28 protein-coding genes are annotated in these 20946 nt (G+C 41.8%); 12 read left to right on the forward strand and 16 right to left on the reverse strand.

Annotated features, from left to right (window positions below; translation table 11 throughout):
- Positions 1 to 15: 15 nt before the first annotated feature.
- Genes NSU11_RS14205 through NSU11_RS14225 form a run of 5 tightly spaced genes read right to left on the reverse strand, consistent with a single transcriptional unit; the run spans position 16 to position 4870 of the window.
- Complete coding sequence (locus tag NSU11_RS14205; RefSeq protein ID WP_149126357.1) at positions 16 to 810, reverse strand: prolyl oligopeptidase family serine peptidase; 795 nt, start codon at positions 808 to 810, stop codon at positions 16 to 18.
- A gap of 26 nt (positions 811 to 836) precedes the next feature.
- On the reverse strand, positions 837 to 2318 hold the full coding sequence (gene crtI / locus NSU11_RS14210; RefSeq protein WP_149126356.1) for a phytoene desaturase family protein: 1482 nt from the start codon (positions 2316 to 2318) through the stop codon (positions 837 to 839).
- Positions 2315 to 3442, reverse strand: coding sequence for a glycosyltransferase (locus tag NSU11_RS14215; RefSeq protein WP_024424914.1), 1128 nt, complete (start codon positions 3440 to 3442; stop codon positions 2315 to 2317). The genes crtI and NSU11_RS14215 overlap by 4 nt, the downstream gene beginning before the upstream one ends.
- Positions 3427 to 4173, reverse strand: coding sequence for a lysophospholipid acyltransferase family protein (locus NSU11_RS14220; protein WP_197172588.1), 747 nt, complete (start codon positions 4171 to 4173; stop codon positions 3427 to 3429). The genes NSU11_RS14215 and NSU11_RS14220 overlap by 16 nt, the downstream gene beginning before the upstream one ends.
- Positions 4142 to 4870 carry a carotenoid biosynthesis protein gene (locus tag NSU11_RS14225; protein ID WP_149126354.1) on the reverse strand — a complete coding sequence of 243 codons (729 nt, stop codon included), beginning with the start codon at positions 4868 to 4870 and terminating at the stop codon, positions 4142 to 4144. The genes NSU11_RS14220 and NSU11_RS14225 overlap by 32 nt, the downstream gene beginning before the upstream one ends.
- A gap of 174 nt (positions 4871 to 5044) precedes the next feature.
- On the opposite strand from NSU11_RS14225, the gene NSU11_RS14230 reads away from it, so the two are divergent.
- From NSU11_RS14230 to NSU11_RS14240, 3 genes are read left to right on the forward strand one after another with little or no spacing between them, the layout of a single operon-like run.
- A complete protein-coding gene (locus NSU11_RS14230; RefSeq protein WP_024426224.1) occupies positions 5045 to 6046 on the forward strand; it encodes an ABC transporter substrate-binding protein in 1002 nt (333 codons plus the stop codon).
- Positions 6047 to 6061: 15 nt separating this feature from the next.
- On the forward strand, positions 6062 to 6832 hold the full coding sequence (locus NSU11_RS14235; protein WP_024426225.1) for an ABC transporter ATP-binding protein: 771 nt from the start codon (positions 6062 to 6064) through the stop codon (positions 6830 to 6832).
- Complete coding sequence (locus NSU11_RS14240) at positions 6819 to 7613, forward strand: ABC transporter permease (RefSeq protein ID WP_024424919.1); 795 nt, start codon at positions 6819 to 6821, stop codon at positions 7611 to 7613. Before NSU11_RS14235 ends, NSU11_RS14240 begins: the two co-directional genes overlap by 14 nt.
- Positions 7614 to 7646: 33 nt before the next feature.
- Here NSU11_RS14240 and ytkD read toward each other — a convergent pair whose 3' ends face one another.
- Positions 7647 to 8123 (reverse strand): RNA deprotection pyrophosphohydrolase, encoded by a 477-nt coding sequence (gene ytkD, locus NSU11_RS14245; RefSeq protein ID WP_025093666.1) that lies wholly within the window; start codon positions 8121 to 8123, stop codon positions 7647 to 7649.
- A 248-nt stretch (positions 8124 to 8371) separates the two neighbouring features.
- Here ytkD and NSU11_RS14250 point away from each other — a divergent pair, with 248 nt between their 5' ends.
- Entirely contained in the window at positions 8372 to 8983 is a 612-nt protein-coding gene (locus NSU11_RS14250) for a TerD family protein (protein ID WP_056766999.1), read from the forward strand.
- 22 nt (positions 8984 to 9005) lie between these two features.
- Positions 9006 to 9791: an AIM24 family protein gene (locus NSU11_RS14255; protein WP_024424922.1), complete on the forward strand. Its 786-nt coding sequence runs from the start codon at positions 9006 to 9008 to the stop codon at positions 9789 to 9791.
- Positions 9792 to 9819: 28 nt separating this feature from the next.
- Here the strand turns inward: NSU11_RS14255 and NSU11_RS14260 are convergent, their stop codons facing one another.
- The 4 genes from NSU11_RS14260 to NSU11_RS14275 all read right to left on the reverse strand — a co-directional run bounded on the left by NSU11_RS14260 (position 9820) and on the right by NSU11_RS14275 (position 11484).
- The gene (locus tag NSU11_RS14260) at positions 9820 to 10128 is read right to left on the reverse strand and encodes a hypothetical protein (RefSeq protein ID WP_024425787.1); all 309 of its coding nucleotides are present in this window, start codon (positions 10126 to 10128) and stop codon (positions 9820 to 9822) included.
- A 43-nt stretch (positions 10129 to 10171) separates the two neighbouring features.
- The gene (locus tag NSU11_RS14265; RefSeq protein WP_149126353.1) at positions 10172 to 10576 is read right to left on the reverse strand and encodes a phage holin family protein; all 405 of its coding nucleotides are present in this window, start codon (positions 10574 to 10576) and stop codon (positions 10172 to 10174) included.
- Positions 10577 to 10727: 151 nt separating this feature from the next.
- On the reverse strand, positions 10728 to 10919 hold the full coding sequence (locus NSU11_RS14270) for a hypothetical protein (RefSeq protein WP_024424925.1): 192 nt from the start codon (positions 10917 to 10919) through the stop codon (positions 10728 to 10730).
- A 127-nt stretch (positions 10920 to 11046) separates the two neighbouring features.
- Positions 11047 to 11484 (reverse strand): Dps family protein, encoded by a 438-nt coding sequence (locus NSU11_RS14275; protein ID WP_024424926.1) that lies wholly within the window; start codon positions 11482 to 11484, stop codon positions 11047 to 11049.
- 131 nt (positions 11485 to 11615) lie between these two features.
- Here NSU11_RS14275 and ytzI point away from each other — a divergent pair, with 131 nt between their 5' ends.
- Positions 11616 to 11762, forward strand: coding sequence for a YtzI protein (gene ytzI, locus NSU11_RS14280; RefSeq protein WP_003217544.1), 147 nt, complete (start codon positions 11616 to 11618; stop codon positions 11760 to 11762).
- A gap of 8 nt (positions 11763 to 11770) precedes the next feature.
- Here the strand turns inward: ytzI and NSU11_RS14285 are convergent, their stop codons facing one another.
- Entirely contained in the window at positions 11771 to 12208 is a 438-nt protein-coding gene (locus NSU11_RS14285; RefSeq protein ID WP_024424927.1) for a FixH family protein, read from the reverse strand.
- A 118-nt stretch (positions 12209 to 12326) separates the two neighbouring features.
- The gene (locus NSU11_RS14290; RefSeq protein WP_003217624.1) at positions 12327 to 12800 is read right to left on the reverse strand and encodes an S-ribosylhomocysteine lyase; all 474 of its coding nucleotides are present in this window, start codon (positions 12798 to 12800) and stop codon (positions 12327 to 12329) included.
- 126 nt (positions 12801 to 12926) lie between these two features.
- Between NSU11_RS14290 and yidD the strand changes: the two genes are divergently transcribed.
- Positions 12927 to 13151 (forward strand): membrane protein insertion efficiency factor YidD, encoded by a 225-nt coding sequence (yidD, locus tag NSU11_RS14295; protein WP_024424928.1) that lies wholly within the window; start codon positions 12927 to 12929, stop codon positions 13149 to 13151.
- 1 nt (position 13152) lies between these two features.
- Here yidD and NSU11_RS14300 read toward each other — a convergent pair whose 3' ends face one another.
- A complete protein-coding gene (locus tag NSU11_RS14300) occupies positions 13153 to 13719 on the reverse strand; it encodes a carbonic anhydrase (protein ID WP_024424929.1) in 567 nt (188 codons plus the stop codon).
- Positions 13720 to 13933: 214 nt separating this feature from the next.
- Here NSU11_RS14300 and NSU11_RS14305 point away from each other — a divergent pair, with 214 nt between their 5' ends.
- Complete coding sequence (locus tag NSU11_RS14305; protein ID WP_024424930.1) at positions 13934 to 14917, forward strand: zinc ABC transporter substrate-binding protein; 984 nt, start codon at positions 13934 to 13936, stop codon at positions 14915 to 14917.
- A 76-nt stretch (positions 14918 to 14993) separates the two neighbouring features.
- Here the strand turns inward: NSU11_RS14305 and NSU11_RS14310 are convergent, their stop codons facing one another.
- The gene (locus NSU11_RS14310; RefSeq protein ID WP_024424931.1) at positions 14994 to 15236 is read right to left on the reverse strand and encodes a type B 50S ribosomal protein L31; all 243 of its coding nucleotides are present in this window, start codon (positions 15234 to 15236) and stop codon (positions 14994 to 14996) included.
- A 176-nt stretch (positions 15237 to 15412) separates the two neighbouring features.
- Here NSU11_RS14310 and NSU11_RS14315 point away from each other — a divergent pair, with 176 nt between their 5' ends.
- The 4 genes from NSU11_RS14315 to NSU11_RS14330 all read left to right on the forward strand — a co-directional run bounded on the left by NSU11_RS14315 (position 15413) and on the right by NSU11_RS14330 (position 18257).
- Positions 15413 to 16744: a cytochrome ubiquinol oxidase subunit I gene (locus NSU11_RS14315; protein WP_024424932.1), complete on the forward strand. Its 1332-nt coding sequence runs from the start codon at positions 15413 to 15415 to the stop codon at positions 16742 to 16744.
- A 22-nt stretch (positions 16745 to 16766) separates the two neighbouring features.
- Positions 16767 to 17813, forward strand: a complete 1047-nt coding sequence (locus NSU11_RS14320) for a cytochrome d ubiquinol oxidase subunit II (protein WP_197172732.1) — start codon at positions 16767 to 16769, stop codon at positions 17811 to 17813.
- A 68-nt stretch (positions 17814 to 17881) separates the two neighbouring features.
- A complete protein-coding gene (locus tag NSU11_RS14325; RefSeq protein WP_008360682.1) occupies positions 17882 to 18040 on the forward strand; it encodes a DUF1540 domain-containing protein in 159 nt (52 codons plus the stop codon).
- 25 nt (positions 18041 to 18065) lie between these two features.
- Entirely contained in the window at positions 18066 to 18257 is a 192-nt protein-coding gene (locus NSU11_RS14330; RefSeq protein WP_024424934.1) for a hypothetical protein, read from the forward strand.
- A gap of 106 nt (positions 18258 to 18363) precedes the next feature.
- Here NSU11_RS14330 and menC read toward each other — a convergent pair whose 3' ends face one another.
- Entirely contained in the window at positions 18364 to 19488 is a 1125-nt protein-coding gene (menC, locus tag NSU11_RS14335; protein WP_056766985.1) for an o-succinylbenzoate synthase, read from the reverse strand.
- Positions 19475 to 20935, reverse strand: a complete 1461-nt coding sequence (locus NSU11_RS14340; RefSeq protein WP_197172586.1) for an o-succinylbenzoate--CoA ligase — start codon at positions 20933 to 20935, stop codon at positions 19475 to 19477. The genes menC and NSU11_RS14340 overlap by 14 nt, the downstream gene beginning before the upstream one ends.
- Positions 20936 to 20946 lie beyond the last annotated feature (11 nt).

A 20946-nucleotide genomic window follows, 5' to 3' on the forward strand; every position in this document is an offset into this window, starting at 1 on the left:
ATTTCGTTATACTGCTTATTTTACCACATTTCCGCTTTTTCGGCTGTGCATCCATGTGGTCAGCCTTCTCACAATTTCTCGATTATGCTGCGGCGGGAAGTAGTGGTTGTATCCGTGGAAATACCATGTCTCCACGGACTTTCCGTGCTGGCGCAGCGCATCTTCTAACAAATACGCATGCTCAATCGATACATTTTGATCTTCTTCTCCGTGGATGATGAGGACAGGTGCTTCAATTTTATCCACATCATTTAAAGGGGTTCTGTTCTCATATGCCTCTGGCACCTTATGCGGCGGTCCGCCAATCACACGCTTCATCATCCGTCTCATATCCACCCGCTCTTCATAAGTCAGTTTCATGTCACTGACGCCTCCCCATGTGACAAAGGAAGCCGCCTCTTGTTTCATTTCAACAGCGGTCCAAATGCCCATAATACCGCCTCGCGAAAAACCAAAGATATGAATGCGGTCCTTCTTCACTTTTTTGTGCTGTTTTAACAGCTGAAAGGCAGCGAACGCATCTTTTCGATCTTCTCCGGCAAAATCTTCGTTCCCTTCGCCTCCTTGGTTTCCTCGGTAAAAGGGAGCAAAGACGACAAAACCCTGCGCGGCAAATTGCACAATCCGGCCTGGTCTGACCATCCCCACATTTTTAATGCCGCCTCGTAAATACAAAAAGCCGTCGTAGAAACCTTCTCCGGCCGGTTCAGCGAGCAGCCCTTTCATCCGAAGTCCATCTGCCTCATAGGTCACTGTATATAAGTGAATATGCTGATGGGGCGACGGAAACCTTCTTTTTTCCACAATCACTCGATTTCTCTCCTTTTCATCTTTGATTACGTCCATTGCTTCAGCATCGCTTCTGCGACAAGCTGGCCTGATTTTGTCACCATCGGCGTGCCGCCGCCTGGATGACTTGTTCCTCCAACAAACCAAAGTCCTTCAATATCTTTTGACTGATTATTGATGCGAAAAAACGCCTGTTTGAACGAGTTTGAAGACATGCCATAAATAGCTCCACGATATGCCCCCGTTTTCTGCTGCAGATCGAGCGGGGTTTGAACCGCTTCATATTCAATAAGCTCATCCAAATCAAAAAGACCTTTTTCCATTAATTTGTTTTTTACATGCTGACGATATGTCTCCTTTAGCATGTCCCAATCTTGCTCATTTGTCACATAAGGTGCATTGGCCAGTACAAACAGATTGCTTCTTCCCGGTCCTCCGCTTAAAGCTGGTTCTGAATGGCCTGAATAGCATATGTAAAGTGTCGGGTCTTGAGGCAGTTGTTTTTTCTGAAAAATATCCTTGAATTCTTGCTCATAATCCTCAGGGAAAAACACATTGTGATGGACCAGCTGTTCATAGACTTTAGGTACCCCTAATAAGAGAACAAAGCCCGACAACGACGGTTCAATGCCAGACAGTTTTTGATTTAAAAAACGAGGACGGTCTTTTTCATCTATGAGTTGACGGTATACAGTCAGCGCATCTGCTCCTGCAATGACTTGATCTGCCTCATACATCTGCTGATCCGTCTCCACTCCTTTGATCCGCCGATCCTTCACATGAATCTTGTTCACTTGTTCATTGAGGTAAATCTGAACGCCTAATTCTTTTGCCAGTGTCTCAAATGCCTCAACTAAACGATATGTACCGCCTTGTATTCCATAAATCCCTTTCTCTCCTTCTAAATACGCCATCATATTAAAAATAGCCGGCGCCTCGTAGGGAGAAGAGCCAATATAAGTGGCATACCGTCCAAACATCGCCAATGTATGGGGATGACGGAAATATTGACGCAGCAGGCGCTGAACCGATGTGAATGGTTTGACAGCAAGAAGTGCTTTCATCAGCTTTACATCCGCCTTATCCTTCCAGCTCAATAACAAACGATTTAAAAACTGCTCCTCTGCCTTTTGAAAAAGCACCTTTGATTCCTGCAAAAATGCACGGTATTGCTTCGCATCTTCAGGACTGAATGCAGCAATTTGTGATTCCATTTGCTCAATATTCGGCGTAAACTCGACCGTATGTCCATCTGGAAAAATATTTTTGGTAAGCGGTGAAATCGGATAAAAAGTCACATAATCCTCCATCCGTCTATGACAGGATGTAAACACTTCTTCAAAATAGGCCTTCATTGTAATGGTGCTCGGTCCTAAATCAAAAGAGTAGCCTGCCTCGTGATGGCGCTGCAATTTCCCCCCTAAAGCCGCTTCTTTTTCTAAAATGGTGACCTGAACCCCGTGTGACTGTAGACGGATCGCGGCTGATAATCCGCCAAGTCCGCCGCCGATGATGATCACTTTTTTCATTCGTACCTTCTCCCTTTCCATTCATACCCTTCTTTTTTCAGACCGATTTTCATTGAAGCAAAGCCAATGGCAATCAGGCTTAAAATACTGACCGGCAATAAAAAAGCCATCGCAGATGTCCGCCCATTTTCAGTATCTATTGCCGCTTTAATCGATACGCCCAGCCCATAGCAAAGAATGGCTAAGCATATGCTCAAAACATCCAGCTGAAACAATGCGATCATGAAACAAATGACAGGAACCAAATAAAGGAGGGTGTATAAACAAAAGACACTGCTTAATAAAGCAATGCTTCGATTCACACCTGGGAATAAATTTTTCCGGAAACCTTCCCAAACCTCTTGTCCACTTTCATACATTCTCATATACACAAATGGATGAATGCTTGCAAGTGTGAACGGAAAGCCTTTTTCCTTCACCCGTCTAGCCAAGGCCATATCATCAACGAGTGAATCCTTGATCGCTTCATGCCCGCCAATGTCGTGATAACAATTCTTTTCAATGGCCATAAAACCACCATGTGCTGCGGCAAAAGCGGGGTTCTTAGATTTTCTTACCCATTTCACTGGCAGATGACAGCCAATGGTAAACATCATCATAGGAACGACAAGATGCTCAAAAAATGTACCTGTTTTTTGTTCTGGAAAACCTGACAGCATGCCCGTTTTTTGCATACATAACTGCTTGTATACTGATTCAACTGCCCCTTTTTTTAACCGGACATCCGCATCTAAAAATAGCAGCCAGTCAGAATCTGCTGCCTCTGCGAGCTGAGAACAGGCATATGATTTACCAAGCCAGCCCCGCTTTAATGGCTGACCTGACTGGACTCGAATCCACGGATATGTTTCTGCGAAGCGCTCTACCAGCGCTCTTGTCTGATCTGTCGAATGGTCATCAAGGACGATAAGCTCTTTCGGATAAAGACGTTGATCAACGATCGACTGAAGACAAGCTTCTATTCGGTTTTCCTCATTTCTCGCTGGAATCAGAATTGATAATGAAATAGGTTCACCCGGCGAAAAGGGTACTGGCTTTAAAACAGGAAGCTGCTTCATATTCCATATGGTGAAAATAAACTGACAGAGCAAGAGTACACTGATTACGATTAAGAAGACCGCCATGTTTTCACCCACTTTTTAAAGGAATCAAACGCATCACTTGTTGACTGACTTGTCCTCGTCACCTGTCTAAATTCTTGATTAGTTGAAAAATCAGGATCTGCGATGACCTGTGCTTGATGTGCGTTTAGCTGCGTTTCAAGCAGATCTCTAAGCAGATGCGTCACGTCCTTGCTTCGAAGTTCTCCGCCAGATACTAAGGTATCTTCACCAAACACAGCAGATACTGTCGGTTTTTGAAATTGATTAAATGTATAATGCAAGGTCACAGGCTTCACGACAACTTGCTCAAATTGTCTCACTAAAAATGAAGCCCCGCCCTCCAATTCAAGCGGCCGCATATCCTGATGCATGATTTCCCCCTGTGGAAAAAGCCATACAGCCCCGCCAGCCTGCATGTTCTCTTTTGCCGTCATTAATGCTTGCTTCACACTTTTCAGATTCTCTTTCTGAACCGGAAACGCACCAAGCTTTCGGAAAAAGGCATATTGCTTCAGCTGTTTCTCTTCCATCATCATATAGTGATCGAGTTCGGACGCTTTTTCTGTTAAAAGAAAGATGATCAGTCCATCCCACCATGAGCTATGATTGGCGATATAAAGAACAGGCAGCTTCTCGTTTGGGTCCACAGTGCCTTTCATCATCACAGAGCGGAAATGTTTATGAAGTAAATACCGCTCAAGATAAAAAGAAAATATACGTCTAAACGATCGGCTTTTGTCGCTTTCTTTCAAATTGAACCCTTCCTTCACACAAAATAACAATGATCAGTGCTAAATAAAAAATGACATCGAGCCCTCCCTTTAATGCCAGCACACCAAAAAAGAACACCATTGCCTGATAAATACGGCTCGTCCAGCTCAGGGCCTTTTGACCAACCTGAACAAGCGGGAAGAGAAAGGAAAGTCCTGCTCCAATCATACCCCAGCTCACAAAATTCTCAAAAGGAATACCATAAAAACCACCGCCGTCATACCACACCCAAAATTTCCGTTCAGCCGCTACTGGGTCTAATATGAGGTCAAGCAAGACAATCCATATCCCCGTTTCGACAGCTCGTTTCCATTTCGACTGCTGATTGGCTAAAAAAAGGCTGTTTAAAAACACACCAACCCACGCAAAAGCAATGGTTAAAGGCACCCCTGCCACTAGAAAACCTAACGTCGGATAATAGTCATAGGCCCCGAAAGGAAAACCGGTTGTGATCCCTATCCATTCAATCGTAAATGTCAGCACCCCGACAATAGCAGCCCTTTTGATCACAAACCCCCATGATCCATAAATATTTCGCCCAATTTCTATCACACAGCAGGCATACAGCACAAGGAAAATGCCATTTGCAAACTGAAGCCATGCTGGCACTTCAAAAGAGACCATTAATATGAGTCCTACTAAATACCATCCAAGAAATACCCAACTCACTCTATACACGAAACCGCCCCTTTATTTCTGCCAAATTCAAGAAAGTATTCATGCTTCTAGTATAGAAAAAAAGACACGTTCTATAAATAAACAATGCGCTTCTTATTTTCATCTAGGCACTCACCAAAAATCCCTTTTGACATACTTTAATTAGTGATCTAGAACAAAGGAGGCGAATTACTCTTGAATCGTTCCATCAAAGTCAGACTGGCATTCATCGTCGTTGTCCTGCTCTTTATTCCATTTGTCGCCTGTAAAAAAGAACAAGAGCAGACCGTACAAGTAGCCGAGGTGACCCATTCGGTTTTTTATGCTCCGCTATATGTTGCCTTATCTGAGGATTTCTTCAAAGAAGAAGGGCTAGAGGTTGAATTAAAAACGACTTGGGGCGGCGATAAAACGATGACAGCTCTCTTATCCGGCGGTGCAGATATCGCCCTGACCGGATCTGAATCCTCTATCTATGTAGAGGCTCAAGACACAAAAGACTCTGTCATCAACTTTGCACAGCTGACACAAACAGACGGTACATTTCTTGTTTCAAGGGAGAAAGTGAGCGAATTCTCTTGGGATCAATTAAAAGGAAAAGACTTTCTTGGACAGCGGAAAGGCGGCATGCCGCAAATGGTCGGTGAATATGTCCTGAAAAAGGAAGGCATTGATGTAAAAAAGGATCTCCGCATGATTCAAAATATTGATTTTGCCAACATTTCAGGTGCTTTCTCCTCTGGAACTGGCGATTTTGTGCAGTTATTCGAACCGACAGCATCCTTAATTGAAAAAGAAGGCAAAGGGTACATTACCGCCTCCTTTGGAGAAGCTTCCGGAAAGGTGCCGTATACCACCTTCATGGCAAAGAAGAGTTACTTAGAGGAAAACAAAGAAACAGCTGAAGCCTTCACTCGCGCCATTTACAAAGCGCAGAAATGGGTAGAAGCCAAGCAGCCGGAGGAGATTGCCAAAACCATTCAATCTCATTTTCCTGACACAGAACTTGATGTTTTATCAACTGCCATTAAACGCTACAAACAGCAGGACTCCTATGCAACAGATCCCCTTCTGAATGAAGAGGAATGGAACAAATTGCAAGAAATCATGAAGGAGAGCGATGAATTGCCGAAATTTATCCCGTACAAACAACTTGTCAATTCATCCATTGCAAAGAAGGTCACAGAACATAAATAGAATAGGAGGTAGCACATGTCTTTCCTTCAAATTGACCATGTGACCCACACGTACTTCTCTTTAAAAGAAAAAACAACGGCCATACAGCATATCAATATGGAGATAGACCAAGGAGAATTTATCTCATTTATTGGTCCCAGCGGCTGCGGAAAAACCACCCTGCTGTCTATCATTGCAGGAATCACGCCGCCCTCTGAAGGCCGAATTTTAATCGAAGGAAAAGAACCGAATCAAAAAGAGCATCAAATCGGCTACATGCTCCAGCAAGATTATTTGTTTCCTTGGAAAACCATCAAGGAAAATATCATTCTCGGGTTAAAAATCACCAAGCAAGATTCACATGAAGCCACCTCCGCCGCTCTTGGCTTACTGCCTAAGCTTGGCCTTCATGATGTAGAGGAAAAATACCCGAAGGAGCTGTCAGGCGGTATGAGGCAGCGTGCGGCTCTCGCCCGAACGCTTGCAGTGAATCCCGGTCTGCTTTTACTAGATGAACCCTTTTCAGCTCTAGACTATCAAACCAAACTCACTTTAGAGGATCTCGTCTTTCATACACTCAAAAACTATCAAAAAACAGCGGTCCTTGTGACACATGACATTGGCGAAGCCATTGCGATGAGTGACCGCATTTTCTTATTCTCTAAGCATCCTGGCTCAATCAAGAGAATTTTTACCGTTCCAGATGAACTGAGGACTCTTTCTCCTTTCGATGCAAGACAGACCCAGAGTTTCCAAGAGCTCTTTCAAACGATTTGGAAGGAGCTGAAAACAGTTGAAACACAGTGACCTTTTGCATGAAGCCTATCGCAAAAAATACCGAATGGAAAAACGCATGACCCGAATCTATCAGTTCATTATTTTCGCCAGCTTCTTTTCGCTTTGGGAGCTTGCCAGTCATTTTCGTCTTATCGATCCACTGATATTTAGTTCACCATCAGCAGTCTGCCAATTGTTTGTACAAAAAATATCCGATGGATCTTTAATGAATCATATGAGTATTACATTATTTGAAACGGTGCTCGGATTTCTACTCGGTACCTTTTGCGGCATTTTGCTCGCTGCCGCCTTATGGTGGTCCACCCGCCTGGCAAACGTTCTTGATCCTTATTTAGTCATTTTAAATGCCATGCCAAAAGTTGCCCTCGCCCCGATTTTAATTGTTGCCCTTGGGCCTGGCATGATCAGCATCGTTGCCATGGGCGCAATCATTAGTGTAATCATTACGACGATCGTCATATATACAGCCTTTCAAGAGGTCGATGAGAATTATTTAAAGGTGATGAAAACCTTTGGTGCGAAAAAAAGCGTCGTCTTTCGCGAGGTCATTTTGCCAGCTAGTATTCCAACAATGATTTCTGCCATCAAGGTCAATGTCGGCCTTTCTTGGGTTGGGGTTATTGTAGGGGAATTTCTTGTTTCCTCAAAAGGGCTCGGCTACATGATCATTTACGGCTTTCAAGTCTTCAACTTTACACTCGTGTTCTTAAGTCTTTTCATTATTGCCGTGTTTGCGACCATCATGTACCAGCTTGTGGAATGGCTCGAACGCCGTTTTCTTCAAAAATAAAAAAGCACAGGGATTGTCACCCCTGCGCTTTTTTTAACGAATCAAGCCGTTCTTTTCTAAATAAGCAAGACTTTGTCTTAACACATCATCTTTCATAATAAAACTGAAATTCTTATTTTTGGCGATGGATCTTGGCAAGTCTGCGAAAAGAACGGGTCCTTTCGTTTCAAAATACGTGTCTTGCTTCACTAGCTTTTCAATATCAGCGAAATAAATATTTTTGACAATGACCTTTTCTCTGCCCAGCACCTGATATTGACCAATATACGTTAATTCACGAACAACAGCACCCGTCTCTTCTTGAATCTCCCGTATAGCGGCTTGGTCTGCTTCTTCATCCGGCTCAACTTTCCCTCCTGGAAACTCATAGCCCCGATCCTCATGTTCAGTGAGCAGCCATTTCCCTTGGTAGCGGCAGATGGCCCAAACATGCTTAGGATGACTTGAAAAAGGCTTCTCCTCAAAAGAGAGCTTGACCGTATTATGATAATAGTCTTTAAATACATGCATGTGAAATCCCTCATATCCTGTCCTTGCTTCTTGTAAAACATCATACCACAGATCACATTTATCTGAAGAATTTTTATCAAAAGTGAAACAAACGAGTGGTTCCAACTCGTCTGTATCTAAAATGAGGTATTGTTGCTAAAACCTTTTTATCATCTCCAACTTCACCCAATTTTAATCATGAAACCTTTTATCCCTATATGACGTAAATGAATCAGTGTTTGTCCTATGACAACGAGGAGGAAATCAGCATGAGTATAAAAAATGGGTCAAAACAAGACGCACCCCATGAGGTGATCAAGAAACACCTCGTGAAAGGGCAAAAGTTAGATTTAACAAAAGACAATCCAGCGGTCGACCAAATTCATATCGGGCTTGGCTGGGACCTGGCTGGTCAGCCAATTGATTTAGATACGCAAGTCTTTCTTTTAAATGAAGAGGACAAGCTGTTGTCTCCTAAGCATCTGATCTATTATCACCAGCAGCAAAGCTTAGATGGAGCTGTTCGTCATCTTGGTGATCATCAATTTGGCGGAGGGTATCGAGACAATGAAATGATTATTATGCAATTAAGCAGAGTCTCACCTGATATTCATAAAATTGTCGTCACAGCCACGATACATGATGCACACGAACGCCAGCATCATTTTGGACAAGTCACCAATGCCTACGTGCGACTTACGGATCAAATCTCGCAGCAAGAGATTTGTACCTTTCAGTTAACAGAGGATTATTCGTATTGTACATCCATTATATGCGCTGAACTCACGAGAGATCAGGAGGAATGGAAAATCACAGCGACCGGGCAAGGGACTACTCTAGATTTAAATGATTTATGCCGCATCTACGGATTTACATCTTGACGCAGGAAAGGAGCCGGCACCTATGGGATTTCATTTCAACACGATAGAAGAGCTTACCTTACAAGCAGAAGGCAGCGGAATCTTTTTTGCCAAAAAAGGCGCCATGATTGCTGATCAAGGAAGTTTTCAATACCGCAAGCGATTACTTGGAACGAATAAAGGAAATATGGTCAGCCAAGTATTTAACCATATCAGCAGGAAATTCACAGGTGAAAACCTTGAGATGATGGAAGTGAGTGGACAAGGTACTTGCTACTTGGCGGATGCAAGCGAGCATGTAACAGTGATTAATCTTGAGCCAAGCGGTCCTTGGCAGCATGTAAGTGTAGAAAGTGAAGATTTACTTGCCTTTACTGAGGAATGCCATTACGGCGTCACACCAGTAGGCGTTGGTATTTTATCACAGAAAGGACTGTTTACATCAAAACTCTCTTATCAAGGGCACGGAGCGCAAGTCGCCATTAAAACGAATGGAAATCCGCTCATTTTAAAAGCCCCCTGCCGTGTAGACCCTGACGCAATTGTTGCTTGGACAGGCAAAGCACCGAAGGTCAAACTAGATGTGAACTGGAAAACTTTCATTGGACAAACATCTGGCGAATCCTACTTATTTGAGTTCCAGGAACAAGATCAAATCGTCATTATCCAGCCATCTGAGCGCACATCTGGCTTACGGGTGGGCTTAGATGATAATCGCTACAAACCTCAGAGCCAGAGCTCCTCTCATGAATTCACCAATTCACAGCAAGAAAATAGAGGCGGCGGGATCAGTGATTTGATCGGAGGCATTTTACAACCGCGAAAATAAAGCATGTAGAGATTCTCTACATGCTTTTTCAATTCATCAAACCATTTGTCTCAATAAAGCTCCTTGTTTCTTCATTGCCGAGCTCATAAATCATTGTGTAAATCTCTTTTCTTTTTCTATCCATTTCATCATTTGGACTATCATAATGATATTCAAGAAACGGAACATGCGCCCGAAAAAAGCCTTTCCAATCTGTCATATACTGTTCATCGAAGTAGTCTCTCAGCTGCAAAATTTGATCATCATCTGCTTCTATTTGAAATTGCCAAGCCGCTGCATCTCTATGCTGCGATATTGATCCATCTTGTACGGATACATAGTATGTGTGTCTCGCCATCTGAATCATCCTTTTTTCTTTAGTATGACCAGATATGAGGAAATTACGGCTTTTTGCGCAATTTATTTTTCAACATGTCCAATACATCAATAAACAACTGTGGAATGGGAACTCCAAGGGCTCTGGCTGTCGAGACGATTTGGTAAGATTCATAAATAATATAAAAGATGATCGCTAAATCCTTAATCGTCCCAGTGGTCTTCAGCATGACATCGAAGAAATGTGCCATAGATATTAAGGAGACTGTCACGACCTTTCGAACAAGCCGCGTTAAAAACCGCTTCATTGTGAGCTGCCCAGTCAAAGATTCTCTTAGGCTTGAACAAATTAATTCAATAGCCATCAACGTCACTAAAATCATCAGTAAATATCCTGCTCCACCAAACAGAAAGCCCATCGCCGACAAACTCACTGTAACCAACGAAAAGATGCCTAAATCCTTGCTCACTTGGCATCAACATCCTTTCAAAGTGGAACTCCTTACCTCAATAGTATATGCCGAATTCTCGCAATAGCTTGGACGACAAAAAATAAAGGCGCTGTTATGTATTCAGGGAGACGAATGAGACCAAAAAAGCCGCCCATGAGGCGGCTTCTTTTTAGACTCTGACATCAATAAATGAAGCATCTGAATCCTTTGGCTGAACAGCTTGAGGCTGCTGCTGCACTTGATCCAGCATCACCATAGCTTGTGCTGTATTCGTAGCAAGCTGTGAATTCAACAAACTAATATTGAGTGTCTTTTGAATGCTCGCTACTTGCTGACTCATCATTCCTGCAATAGAAGACATCTTCTTCCCTCCCTTCTCTTTTCTCTTCGGCTGAAAGCCCTATGATTTCAATGGGCTGTCTGTCCCGATTCCAATAAAAAAAGAATGTCGGTCTATTGATGACCGACATTCTTTTCACATACGTGTATTATCCTAAATATGCTTTAAGCATCCAGTTGTGTTTTTCAATGGATTGATGAATCGCAAGCAGCATATCACCTGTAGTTTCATCGCCAACCTCTGCAGCCAGCTCCATTCCTTGCTTTAATTCCTCAGCGATATTGGAGAAATCATCATATAGATTTTTCACCATTTGCTCCGCTGATTCTTTGCCTTCTGCTTCTTGAATGCTGGAAATTTCTAAGCACTCTTTCATTGTCGCAACAGGCTGTCCATTTAAAGCAAGCATACGCTCAGCCAAATCATCAATATATGTAGCTGTTTCTGTATATAGTTCCTCAAATTTCTCATGGAGTGTAAAGAAATCTTTCCCCTTTACATACCAATGATAGTTATGTAATTTCACGTAAAGCACAGTCCAATCAGCTACTTGTTTATTGACGACGTTTAATAATTGTTCAGACATATTTATTCCTCCTTATGTAATTGCGTTTAGTATGAGAATACCCTTTTCTTATTATACTGAAACCTGCCGTCAATTTCTTCTATTTTGACTGCATGAAATATATGTTAATATGGAAATAAGGAGGGAGTTAGATGCTGTTACTTGGGATTATCAGTTTTATCATTATCTCAATCGTTGTCTTTTTATCATTGTGGACGACATCGAAAGCTTATGAATATAAGCATAAAGTCGATTCACCACAGGATGCAGAACCAAATCAACGTCCTAATCCAAAATAAATCCGCTTTTAATGATGTGAGGTTTCTTCTTCTGCAGTAGTTGAACTCTCTTTTTTCACCTCACCTACGTGGATGTTCGTTTTCGGCATATTATGCTGCTGTTTAGCTGTCACATGGACTTGTATGATATAAAGGCCATCTTTTTTGAAGGCTGTGTGCAATTCGTATACACCTTTGTTTTCTTTCTTTGGCTGAATCATCTTGCTGTTATCCTTGTCGCCATCTTTCCACACTTCAAATTGAACATCATCTGCATCATCAACAGGCGTATCACCGTATGTGACAGCTGCTTTTACTATAACGCTTTCATTTTTCTCCACTTGCTCAGGTCCTGTGAGCTTTACTTCTAACAGCTCAGGCACTTCCCCTTTGCCGCTATTTGCTGCAGAGTTTCCACATGCACTCAATAACGTGAGCATCAGAATCATTCCCAACATTTTTCGCATCCTGCGTTTCCCCCTTCTTTTACTGACATGTCCATTTTAACAAATATCCCCTATTTTGACATCTCTGTTTGAATTCAAATAAAAAACCGGACATCTCAATGTCCGGTTCATCATTCTATTAACCAAATACTTTTAAAAGCTCTTCTTGATCCTGAGAAAGCCAGAAACGCATTAAACGTTTTGCCCCTTCAAGATCATGAAGCTTCGCTTGGCCGCATTGCTCTTCGTTTGCAGCAGGAATTTCTGTTACTTCAACCGCATCCTTGAATGTTGCATCAAGAAGTTCAACGATCTCTTTTGGAGTTGGTGCACCACTGACAACTAAATAGTAGCCTGTCTGGCAGCCCATTGGAGAAATATCGATGATATCAAAATGATCATATTTCTCTGAGTGTGTTCTAATATTAAACGCAAGCAAATGCTCTAATGTATGAATCGTATCAGGTTTCATCGCCTGCTTGTTGGGCTGACAAAAACGAATATCGAATTTATTTACTTCCCCATCTGATCCCACTTTATGAACGCCGCAATGACGAACATATGGCGCTTTTACAGCATTATGATCAAGTTCAAAGCTTTCGACTGAAGGCATAATCACCACTCCTATAATTGCAATTTCCTATATTATAACATATTTCTCCGACCAGTTTAGTTTATAAAACTTTCCTTCCTTGTTCTTTTTTCTTATACTGTGAAAGACAGACAAGGAGGAACCTCTATGAAACAAATTTTTATCGGCATGATACGCTTTTATCAAAAATGTATTTCCCCTCTGACACCGCCAAGCTGCCGGTTTTATCCAACATGCTCAAACTATGGACTAGAGGCAATCAAAACGCATGGCGCGGTCAAGGGCGGCTGGCTCACCATAAAACGGATTTTGAAATGTCATCCGCTTCACCCTGGCGGCATCGATCCTGTTCCGCCTAAAAAAGAAAAGTAACTTACTTTTCTTCATATCCGTTGACAACTAAGTCAAGCTTCCCTGTTCCAGGGTCAATGACAAGCCCGTGTACAGGTACATCTGATGGAAGAAGCGGGTGATTTTTTACTACAGACACACTGTCCTTCACGCTCTCTTCAACTGAACTAAAGCTTTTGAGCCACTGTTTAAAATCAATTCCTGAGTATTCCAGTACTTCAATACGTTTTTCTGGAATACCGCGCTCAACGGCTTTATTTAAAAGTGTCTGGCTGTCTATTTTGCTCATCCCGCAATCATGGTGCCCAATGACATATACCTCGTCAGCATTTAATTCGTAAACAGCAACTAAAATGCTTCGCATAATACTTCCAAATGGATGAGAAACAAGCGCCCCAGCACTTTTGACAATCTTAATATCACCATTTTTCATGTTCATGGCACGCGGAAGCAGTTCAACAAGTCTTGTATCCATACATGATAGAATGACAGCTTTTTTCTGTGGAAACTTTGTTGTTGTAAATTCTTCGTATTTCTTTTCTTCAATAAATTGTTGATTATATTCGATGATTTCATCTAAAAGTTTCATACGTTTGTCCATTCCTTTATCTTTTTTTAAAAATAAATATAGCACAATGTAAGAAATTTCGTCACGTGTTGCTGCTTATTTTTTTAGAGGAAACATCTGCTGACGAAAATTTTTTATTTTCCTCTTTTCAAATCGTAATTATTACGATACAATAACTCAGGACATTAAATCGTAATCATTTCTATCTATTAGATTGAGAGGAGACATTTTCTACATGAAAAAAATCTTTTTTATTTTAACAGCTGCTTTATTCGCGATCGGTCTTGCCGCTTGCTCAAGCAGTGCGGGCACTAATGCTTCAAAAGGAAAGGCAGACGGGAAACTAATCATTTACACCACGATCTTCCCAATCCAAGATTTCACTGAAAAAATTGGCGGCTCTCACGTTCATGCTCAAAGCGTGTATCCTGCAAATGCAGATGCACACAGCTTTGAACCAAGTTCAAAAACAATGGTTGAAATGGCTGAAGGTGATGCCTTTATCTACAGCGGCACAGGGGCTGAAGCATTCGCAGACAAAACTGCTGCCACTTTAAAAGACCAAGGTGTGAAAACAGTCAAAGCAGCCGAAGGCATCAAATTGTTATCGACAAATGAAGAACATGCACATGAAGAAGGCGAAGATCATGACCATGAAGGTGAAGACCATGATCATGACGGGCACGATCACGGAGATAAAGACCCTCATGCATGGTTAGACCCGGTTTATGCACAGCAAATGGCGAAAAACATTAAAGACACACTCGTCTCTTTAGATCCAGATCATAAAGACGAATACACAAAAAACTATGAACATCTAAAAAAAGATTTGCAATCGTTAGATCAAGAATTTAAAACAACGTTATCTAAAGCGAAACATAAAGAAATTCTTGTTTCTCACGCAGCTTATGGTTATTGGGAAAAGCGCTATGGCATTGAGCAAATCAGTGTTTTAGGGTTATCCGCTTCTGAGGAGCCATCACAAAAACAGCTCGAAAACATTGTACAAAAAGCAGAAAAGCATCACATTCAATACGTTATTTTTGAAAACAACGTCAGCAGCAAAGTATCAGATACAATCCGCAGTGAAATTGGGGCAAAAAGCTTGACCCTTAAAAATCTAGAATCCATTACTGAGGATGATGTCAAAAATGGCGAAAGCTACGTCAGCTTAATGAAACAAAACTTAAAGACCTTAAAAACTGCATTAAATGATTAATGCTTTGAACCCCGGTTGATCAACCGGGGTTTTTTGCTGTAAAAAAAGCACACCGTTATCAGGCGTGCTTTTTTGATTACATTTGATATTTTTTCTTAAACTGCTCAGCTCTTCCGCCTTTTTCTCCGAATTTTTGACGTCCTGTATAAAAAGGATGCGTATCAGAGCTTGTTTCTACTTTAATGACAGGATACGTTTTCCCATCTTCCCACTCTACTGTCTCGTTTGATGTCTTTGTTGATCTACTCAAGAAGCGGTAACCGCTGTTTACGTCCATAAATACAACTTCATGTGAGGTTGGATGAATATCTCTTTTCAATGTCAAAACTCCTTTCGTTAACAAAACGTAATTGTTACGTTTTATATTTATATTCTACTCCCTCTTTTACAACTTGTCAAAAAACAAGCTTTCTTAGTCAGGAAGAATAATCTAAAAATGGTGGAGAATAATAAGCATCATGAAAAAGAGAAGCGATAAGAAAGGCGGAGAAAAAATTGACTGATCTCGTTTTAGCTAGAAGCCTGTTCGGCACAACCATGGGCTTTCATATTATTTATGCCTCGCTCGGCGTTGGCATCCCGCTAATGATTTTGTTAGCTGAACTCATCTTTCAAAAAACGAAGGACCCGCATTATGCCATCATGGCCAAGCGGTGGACAAAAGCACAGGCTGTTCTGTTAGGGGTCGCCATTCCAACAGGTACTATTGCTGGTACGCAGCTTGCCCTTTTATGGCCAGGTTTTATGGAGGTCATCGGAAAGGTCATGTCACTGCCATTCCAGATTGAAATCTATGCGTTCTTTATAGAAGCATTATTTATGTCTATTTATGTGTACGCAGCGGATCGCCTATCAAATGCAATGCGCATCATTACGGTTATTTTTATCGTCATTGGTGCAGCTGCATCAGCGATTCTAATTACAAACGTACATGCTTTTGAAGGGACACCTGCCGGCTTTCAGATGGTGAATGGAGAAATCACAAATATAGAGCCTTGGAAGGCCTTTTTCAATCCAAGCTTTGCTGTAACTGCTACACATGTTGTGCTGTCTGCTTTTACAACAGGTGCTTTTGTGATTGCTTCAGTTGCAGCTTTTAAAATGCTCAAAACGAGAAAAAATGAGAAGCTCTATACATTTCATCGAAAAGCCCTTTTTCTTGGACTCATTGTAGGAGGACTTTTCTCTTTTCTAACAGCCTTAAATGGCCACGAATCCGCTCAGCTTCTGTATGAATATCAGCCTGAAAAGCTGGCTGGAGCTGAAGGTTTATTTGAAACGCAATCACATGCGCCTCTTGCAATAGGTGGTTTTACGGATGCTGATTCACAGGAAATTAAAGGTGCGATCGAAATTCCTTGGGCGCTCAGTTTTCTGGCAGGAAATAGCTTCGATACAGTGGTCAAAGGCTTAAATGATTTTCCTCGTGACGAGTGGCCGCCTTTATTTATACACACATTATTTAACGGCATGGTCATTATTGGATCGGTGCTCATTCTATTTGCGGTATTAGCGCTGCTTTACCGTAAAATTTTAAAACGGGACAAATTTCCGAAGTGGCTTCTTTTTCTTTACTTATTCGGCGGGCCTCTTAGTCTTTTGGCTATTGAATTTGGCTGGATTTTTGCTTGTACAGGCCGCCAGCCATGGGTTATTTATCGAATGCTCAAAACCTCAGAGGTTGTCACATCATCAGGCTCGATCGGGACACTTTTTATCCTTTTTGCCATTGTCTATCTCATCTTAGGCATAGCAACCGTCATAGTGCTGACTTACTACTTTAGGAAACATACGATTGAAGAAGACCTACGGTTAACAGAATCTTAAAAAGGGAGCGATCTTGATGCAAATGGATGTTACAACTGATGCGCTCATTGCAATCACCATCTTATGGGGATTCGTTTTTATCTATGCAGTGATGGCATCAATGGATTTCGGCGCAGGATTTTGGTCGATGATTTATATGAATAGAGAACAAACAAAGGCAGCTAATATCGCGAATAAGTATCTTTCTCCAACATGGGAAGTGACAAACGTCTTTATTGTCGCCATCGTTGTCGCATTGTTCAGCCTGTTTCCAGGTGCGACCTTTGTACTTGGTACCGTTTTATTAATACCCGGCAGCATTATTTTATTGCTTCTTGCACTGCGAAGCGGGTTTCTCGTGTTTTCTCATTCACTGCCTAAGAAATACCGAAAAGCGGTGACGTATATTTCAGGGATCAGCGGCTTTATCATTCCGTCCATCCTGATCATGGTTCTCCCAATCACCCATGGTGGCTTTATCTTTCAGGAGAACAACGTCTACTCATTAGATCTTGGACTAGTCTTTACAAGTGCAAATGTCTATTCTTTTATCGGCTTTGCCATTTTCAGCACCCTTTTTCTTTCGTCCTTGCTTTTAGCTGATTTCTCTAATGTTGCTGATGAAGATGAAGCTTACAGCATTTATAGAAGAGGAGCGCTCATTACGGGTCCACTTTCACTCATGATGGCCTTTTTTATCATGCTGACATTACGAAGCGAGGCCAATTGGCTGTTCACAAAAATGATGCAGAACATTCCTATTCTTCTTGTATCTCTCTTAATGTTTTTGCTCGCAGGACTGGCTCTATTTTTACCAAACAGCCGGTTTAAGCATCGGAAAGGGAGACCACGCCTTGCCGTCATTGCGATTACCATTCAATATTTCTTAGCAAGCTATGTGTATGGGCGTGCCCATTTGCCTTACATGGCTTATCCAGATATTACAATCATGTCTGGATTTACAGACCCTGTCACATTTAGGGCATTATTTATCACCTATATTGTAGGGTTTATCATCTTGTTTCCCGGATTTTATTTCTTCTGGAAATTATTTATGAAGGATAAGCGCTATATTCGTCAGGAAGATTAACATGAATGGACGAGCTTCATTTCGGTTACATTATAGATGAAAGACATACTCAAAAGGAGGTCATCTGTATGAGTCAAAAAATCCTTTGTGAAGTCAATAACTGTTCCTATTGGAATGCTGGAAACCGCTGTGGTGCAGATGCAATCTATGTCGTCAGCCACACAGGAAATACGGCTGAGAAAAGTGAAGAAACGGATTGTAAAACGTTTAAACCACAAGACCTTTAAGTCTCATTAAAGGAGGCGCTTCAATTTGAAACACGATCGGCTGCTTCAAACGTTTTTTGACGAAATTCATGACGCGGATGAAGCCGCATTCCACCAAGCCGCTCACTCCTTTTTAAATCTTTGGGATTATGAATATGGACATGCATCAAACATGCCAAGTGAAATTCATCAGTATATCGGACAGCTTGCTTATGACAGCGAGCTGGTTGAAGAGTAAGAAAGAGCGGATCACCGCTCTTTCTTTTTTGTTCAGACAGGAAGGAAAAACTTTCTCTCACTATACCTAGATTCTATTTGGGATGCAAAAGGTGATTGCTTCGTTTTTATCTCACAAAATCATGTTTTGTAAACACGTCGATTTTATCAGAAAACGAACGGAGCGCTTGGTAATCAACTTCCACGCCCATTCCTGGTGAACGAGGCACCTCAATAAACCCATTTTCAACCTTAATTTCAGGAAAAATGATATCCTGCTCCCAAAATTTTGACGAAGCTGAAATATCACCGGGAATCGTAAATTGAGGAAGCGAAGCAAGTGCTACGTTCTGCGCTCGGGAAATACCTGTTTCAATCATTCCTCCGCACCATAACGGAATTTGATGCTCCTTACTGAACGTATGAATTTTAAGAGCCTCTGTCAATCCGCCAACTCGTGAAGGCTTCACATTAATAATTTGACAGCTGCCAAGCTCTACAGCTTTTCTAGCATCATCTAAAGAACAAATACTTTCATCTAAACAAATCGGCGTTTTTAAATGCTTTTGCAAATGGCGGTGGTCCACAATATCATCTGCTGCTAAAGGCTGTTCAATCATTAATAAACGAATATCGTCGAGCTGCTTAAGCTTGCTAATATCTTTTAATTCATAAGCAGAGTTTGCATCTGCCATTAATGGCAGATCAGGAAAAGACTCTCTGATCTTTTGAAGAAGTCCAATATCTTGACCTGGTTTAATTTTCACCTTCACCCGCTGATAGCCTTGGTCAACAAATTGCTGAATTTGCTCAAGCATATCGTCAATAGGGCCTAACCCCGCCACAACACCAGATGGTATTTTATCTTTTGTACCGCCTAATACATCGCGTAAAGACTTATTCTCACGCTTCGCATAAATATCCCAAACAGCCGCTTCAATGCCTGCTTTCGCCATCCTATTGCCTTTAAATTGATACAGACTGTCAGGGATTTCTGAAGGATGTGTAAAGGTGCGCGTCAGCACGTTCGGGATAAAGAAAGCCCTCAGCATATGATAGCAAGTCTCAATTGTTTCTTCTGTATACCACGGAGAAGAAAAAGCAGAGACTTCTCCCCATCCAGTCAATCCTGTCTGATCTTTGACTTCAACAATAATAAACTCACGCTCTGAAATGGTTCCAAGACTTGTTGTAAATGGCTGTTTAAGCTTCATCGTGACATGATATAAAATTACTCGTTCAATTTGAATCATTTGAAAACCCCTTTGATCTGAGTCTGTGCCTTTGCAATTTATTCGACGCATTTCTTGGCAGCTCGTCCACAAAGTGAAAAGCGGCGGGCCATTTATATTTGGCTAAATGCGACCCACATAAAGCATAGAGCTCATTCTCCGGTATCTTATCATCTGTTACAAGGAAAGCAGCAGGTACCTCTCCCCATCTATCATCATACATACCCGTTACTCCGGCTTCCTTGACATGCGGATGTGTTAGCAGAACCGCTTCAATTTCCGCAGGATAAATATTTTCTCCGCCAGAAATAATTAAATCTGAACGGCGGTCAAGCACAAATAAAAACCCTTCCTCATCCACATAGCCAATATCGCCCGTTTTCAGCCAGCCCTCATCAAAGGCAGCCGCAGTCGCTTCTTCACGGTAAAGGTATCCTTTCATCACATTTGCACCTTTCACCATAATTTCGCCATGCTCAAAAGGACGGCAAATGCGATCACCGTCTTGAATTTTCAGCTCACACCCAAAAAGAGGTTTTCCCGCTGACCCAAGCTTCTCTACACTAAATTCGGGCGCAAGGGTCACAATTTGTGAACAGGTTTCCGTCATCCCGTACGATTGAAAGACAGGAAAGCCCTTCTCTTTGCTTTCTTGAAGCATCGCATAAGCCGCAGGTCCTCCGCCTAATAAAAGACAGCGCAAAGAAGACGGACATTCTGCCAATCTGCTTAACAAACGAGATAACATCGTCTGCACAACAGAAATCATCGTTACACGATGCCGTTCAATAGAATGCTTTACTTCATCGACGTCAAACTTCTGATGAAGCACGACTGTCATTCCATATATCACAGACTTAAATAAAGCAGATAAGCCGCTAATATGAAAAAGAGGCAGGGCAATGAGCCAGCGGTCATCCTCTCTGAGACCCAGATTCAGTGCAGAGGAAACAGCACTATGAAAATGATTGCCAAACGTTTGCTCTACCCCTTTTGGACGTCCTGTTGTCCCAGATGTATACATGATGGTCGCTGTTTCATTCAAATCAAATTCACTCTCGATCTTGTTGACATGGCCTTCCCCTGGTTCAGGTAAAGTTTCCATTGTATAAACGGGTAAATCACCCTCATGGTCGCTTGCATAACTAGATTCTGTTAATAACGCCGCGGCTTTTGCATCTTCTAGCTGATAGCGCCTTTCAGCTTTTGTCAGCTTATTATTCAATAGCACAATTTTTAACCCTAATAAAAAACAGGCATGTACAAGCATCACCATATGAGGATGATTGTTCATCAAAAGCGCAACCGTTTCCCCTTTTTTCAATGATGTCTGAGCAAGTCTATTTGAAAGCTCTTCCGCTTCTTGAGTTAATTCGTGAAATGTCCACTCTTTCTCTTGATAAATGAGTGCGACTCGATCTGGCGTTAAATAGGCACGGTGCAGCAGCCAATTAGGTTGCTTCATCATGACACCTCCTT

Origin of the sequence: Bacillus sp. FSL R5-0712, assembly GCF_038593285.1 — a bacterium.
Taxonomy (GTDB): Bacteria; Bacillota; Bacilli; order Bacillales; family Bacillaceae; genus Bacillus; species Bacillus safensis.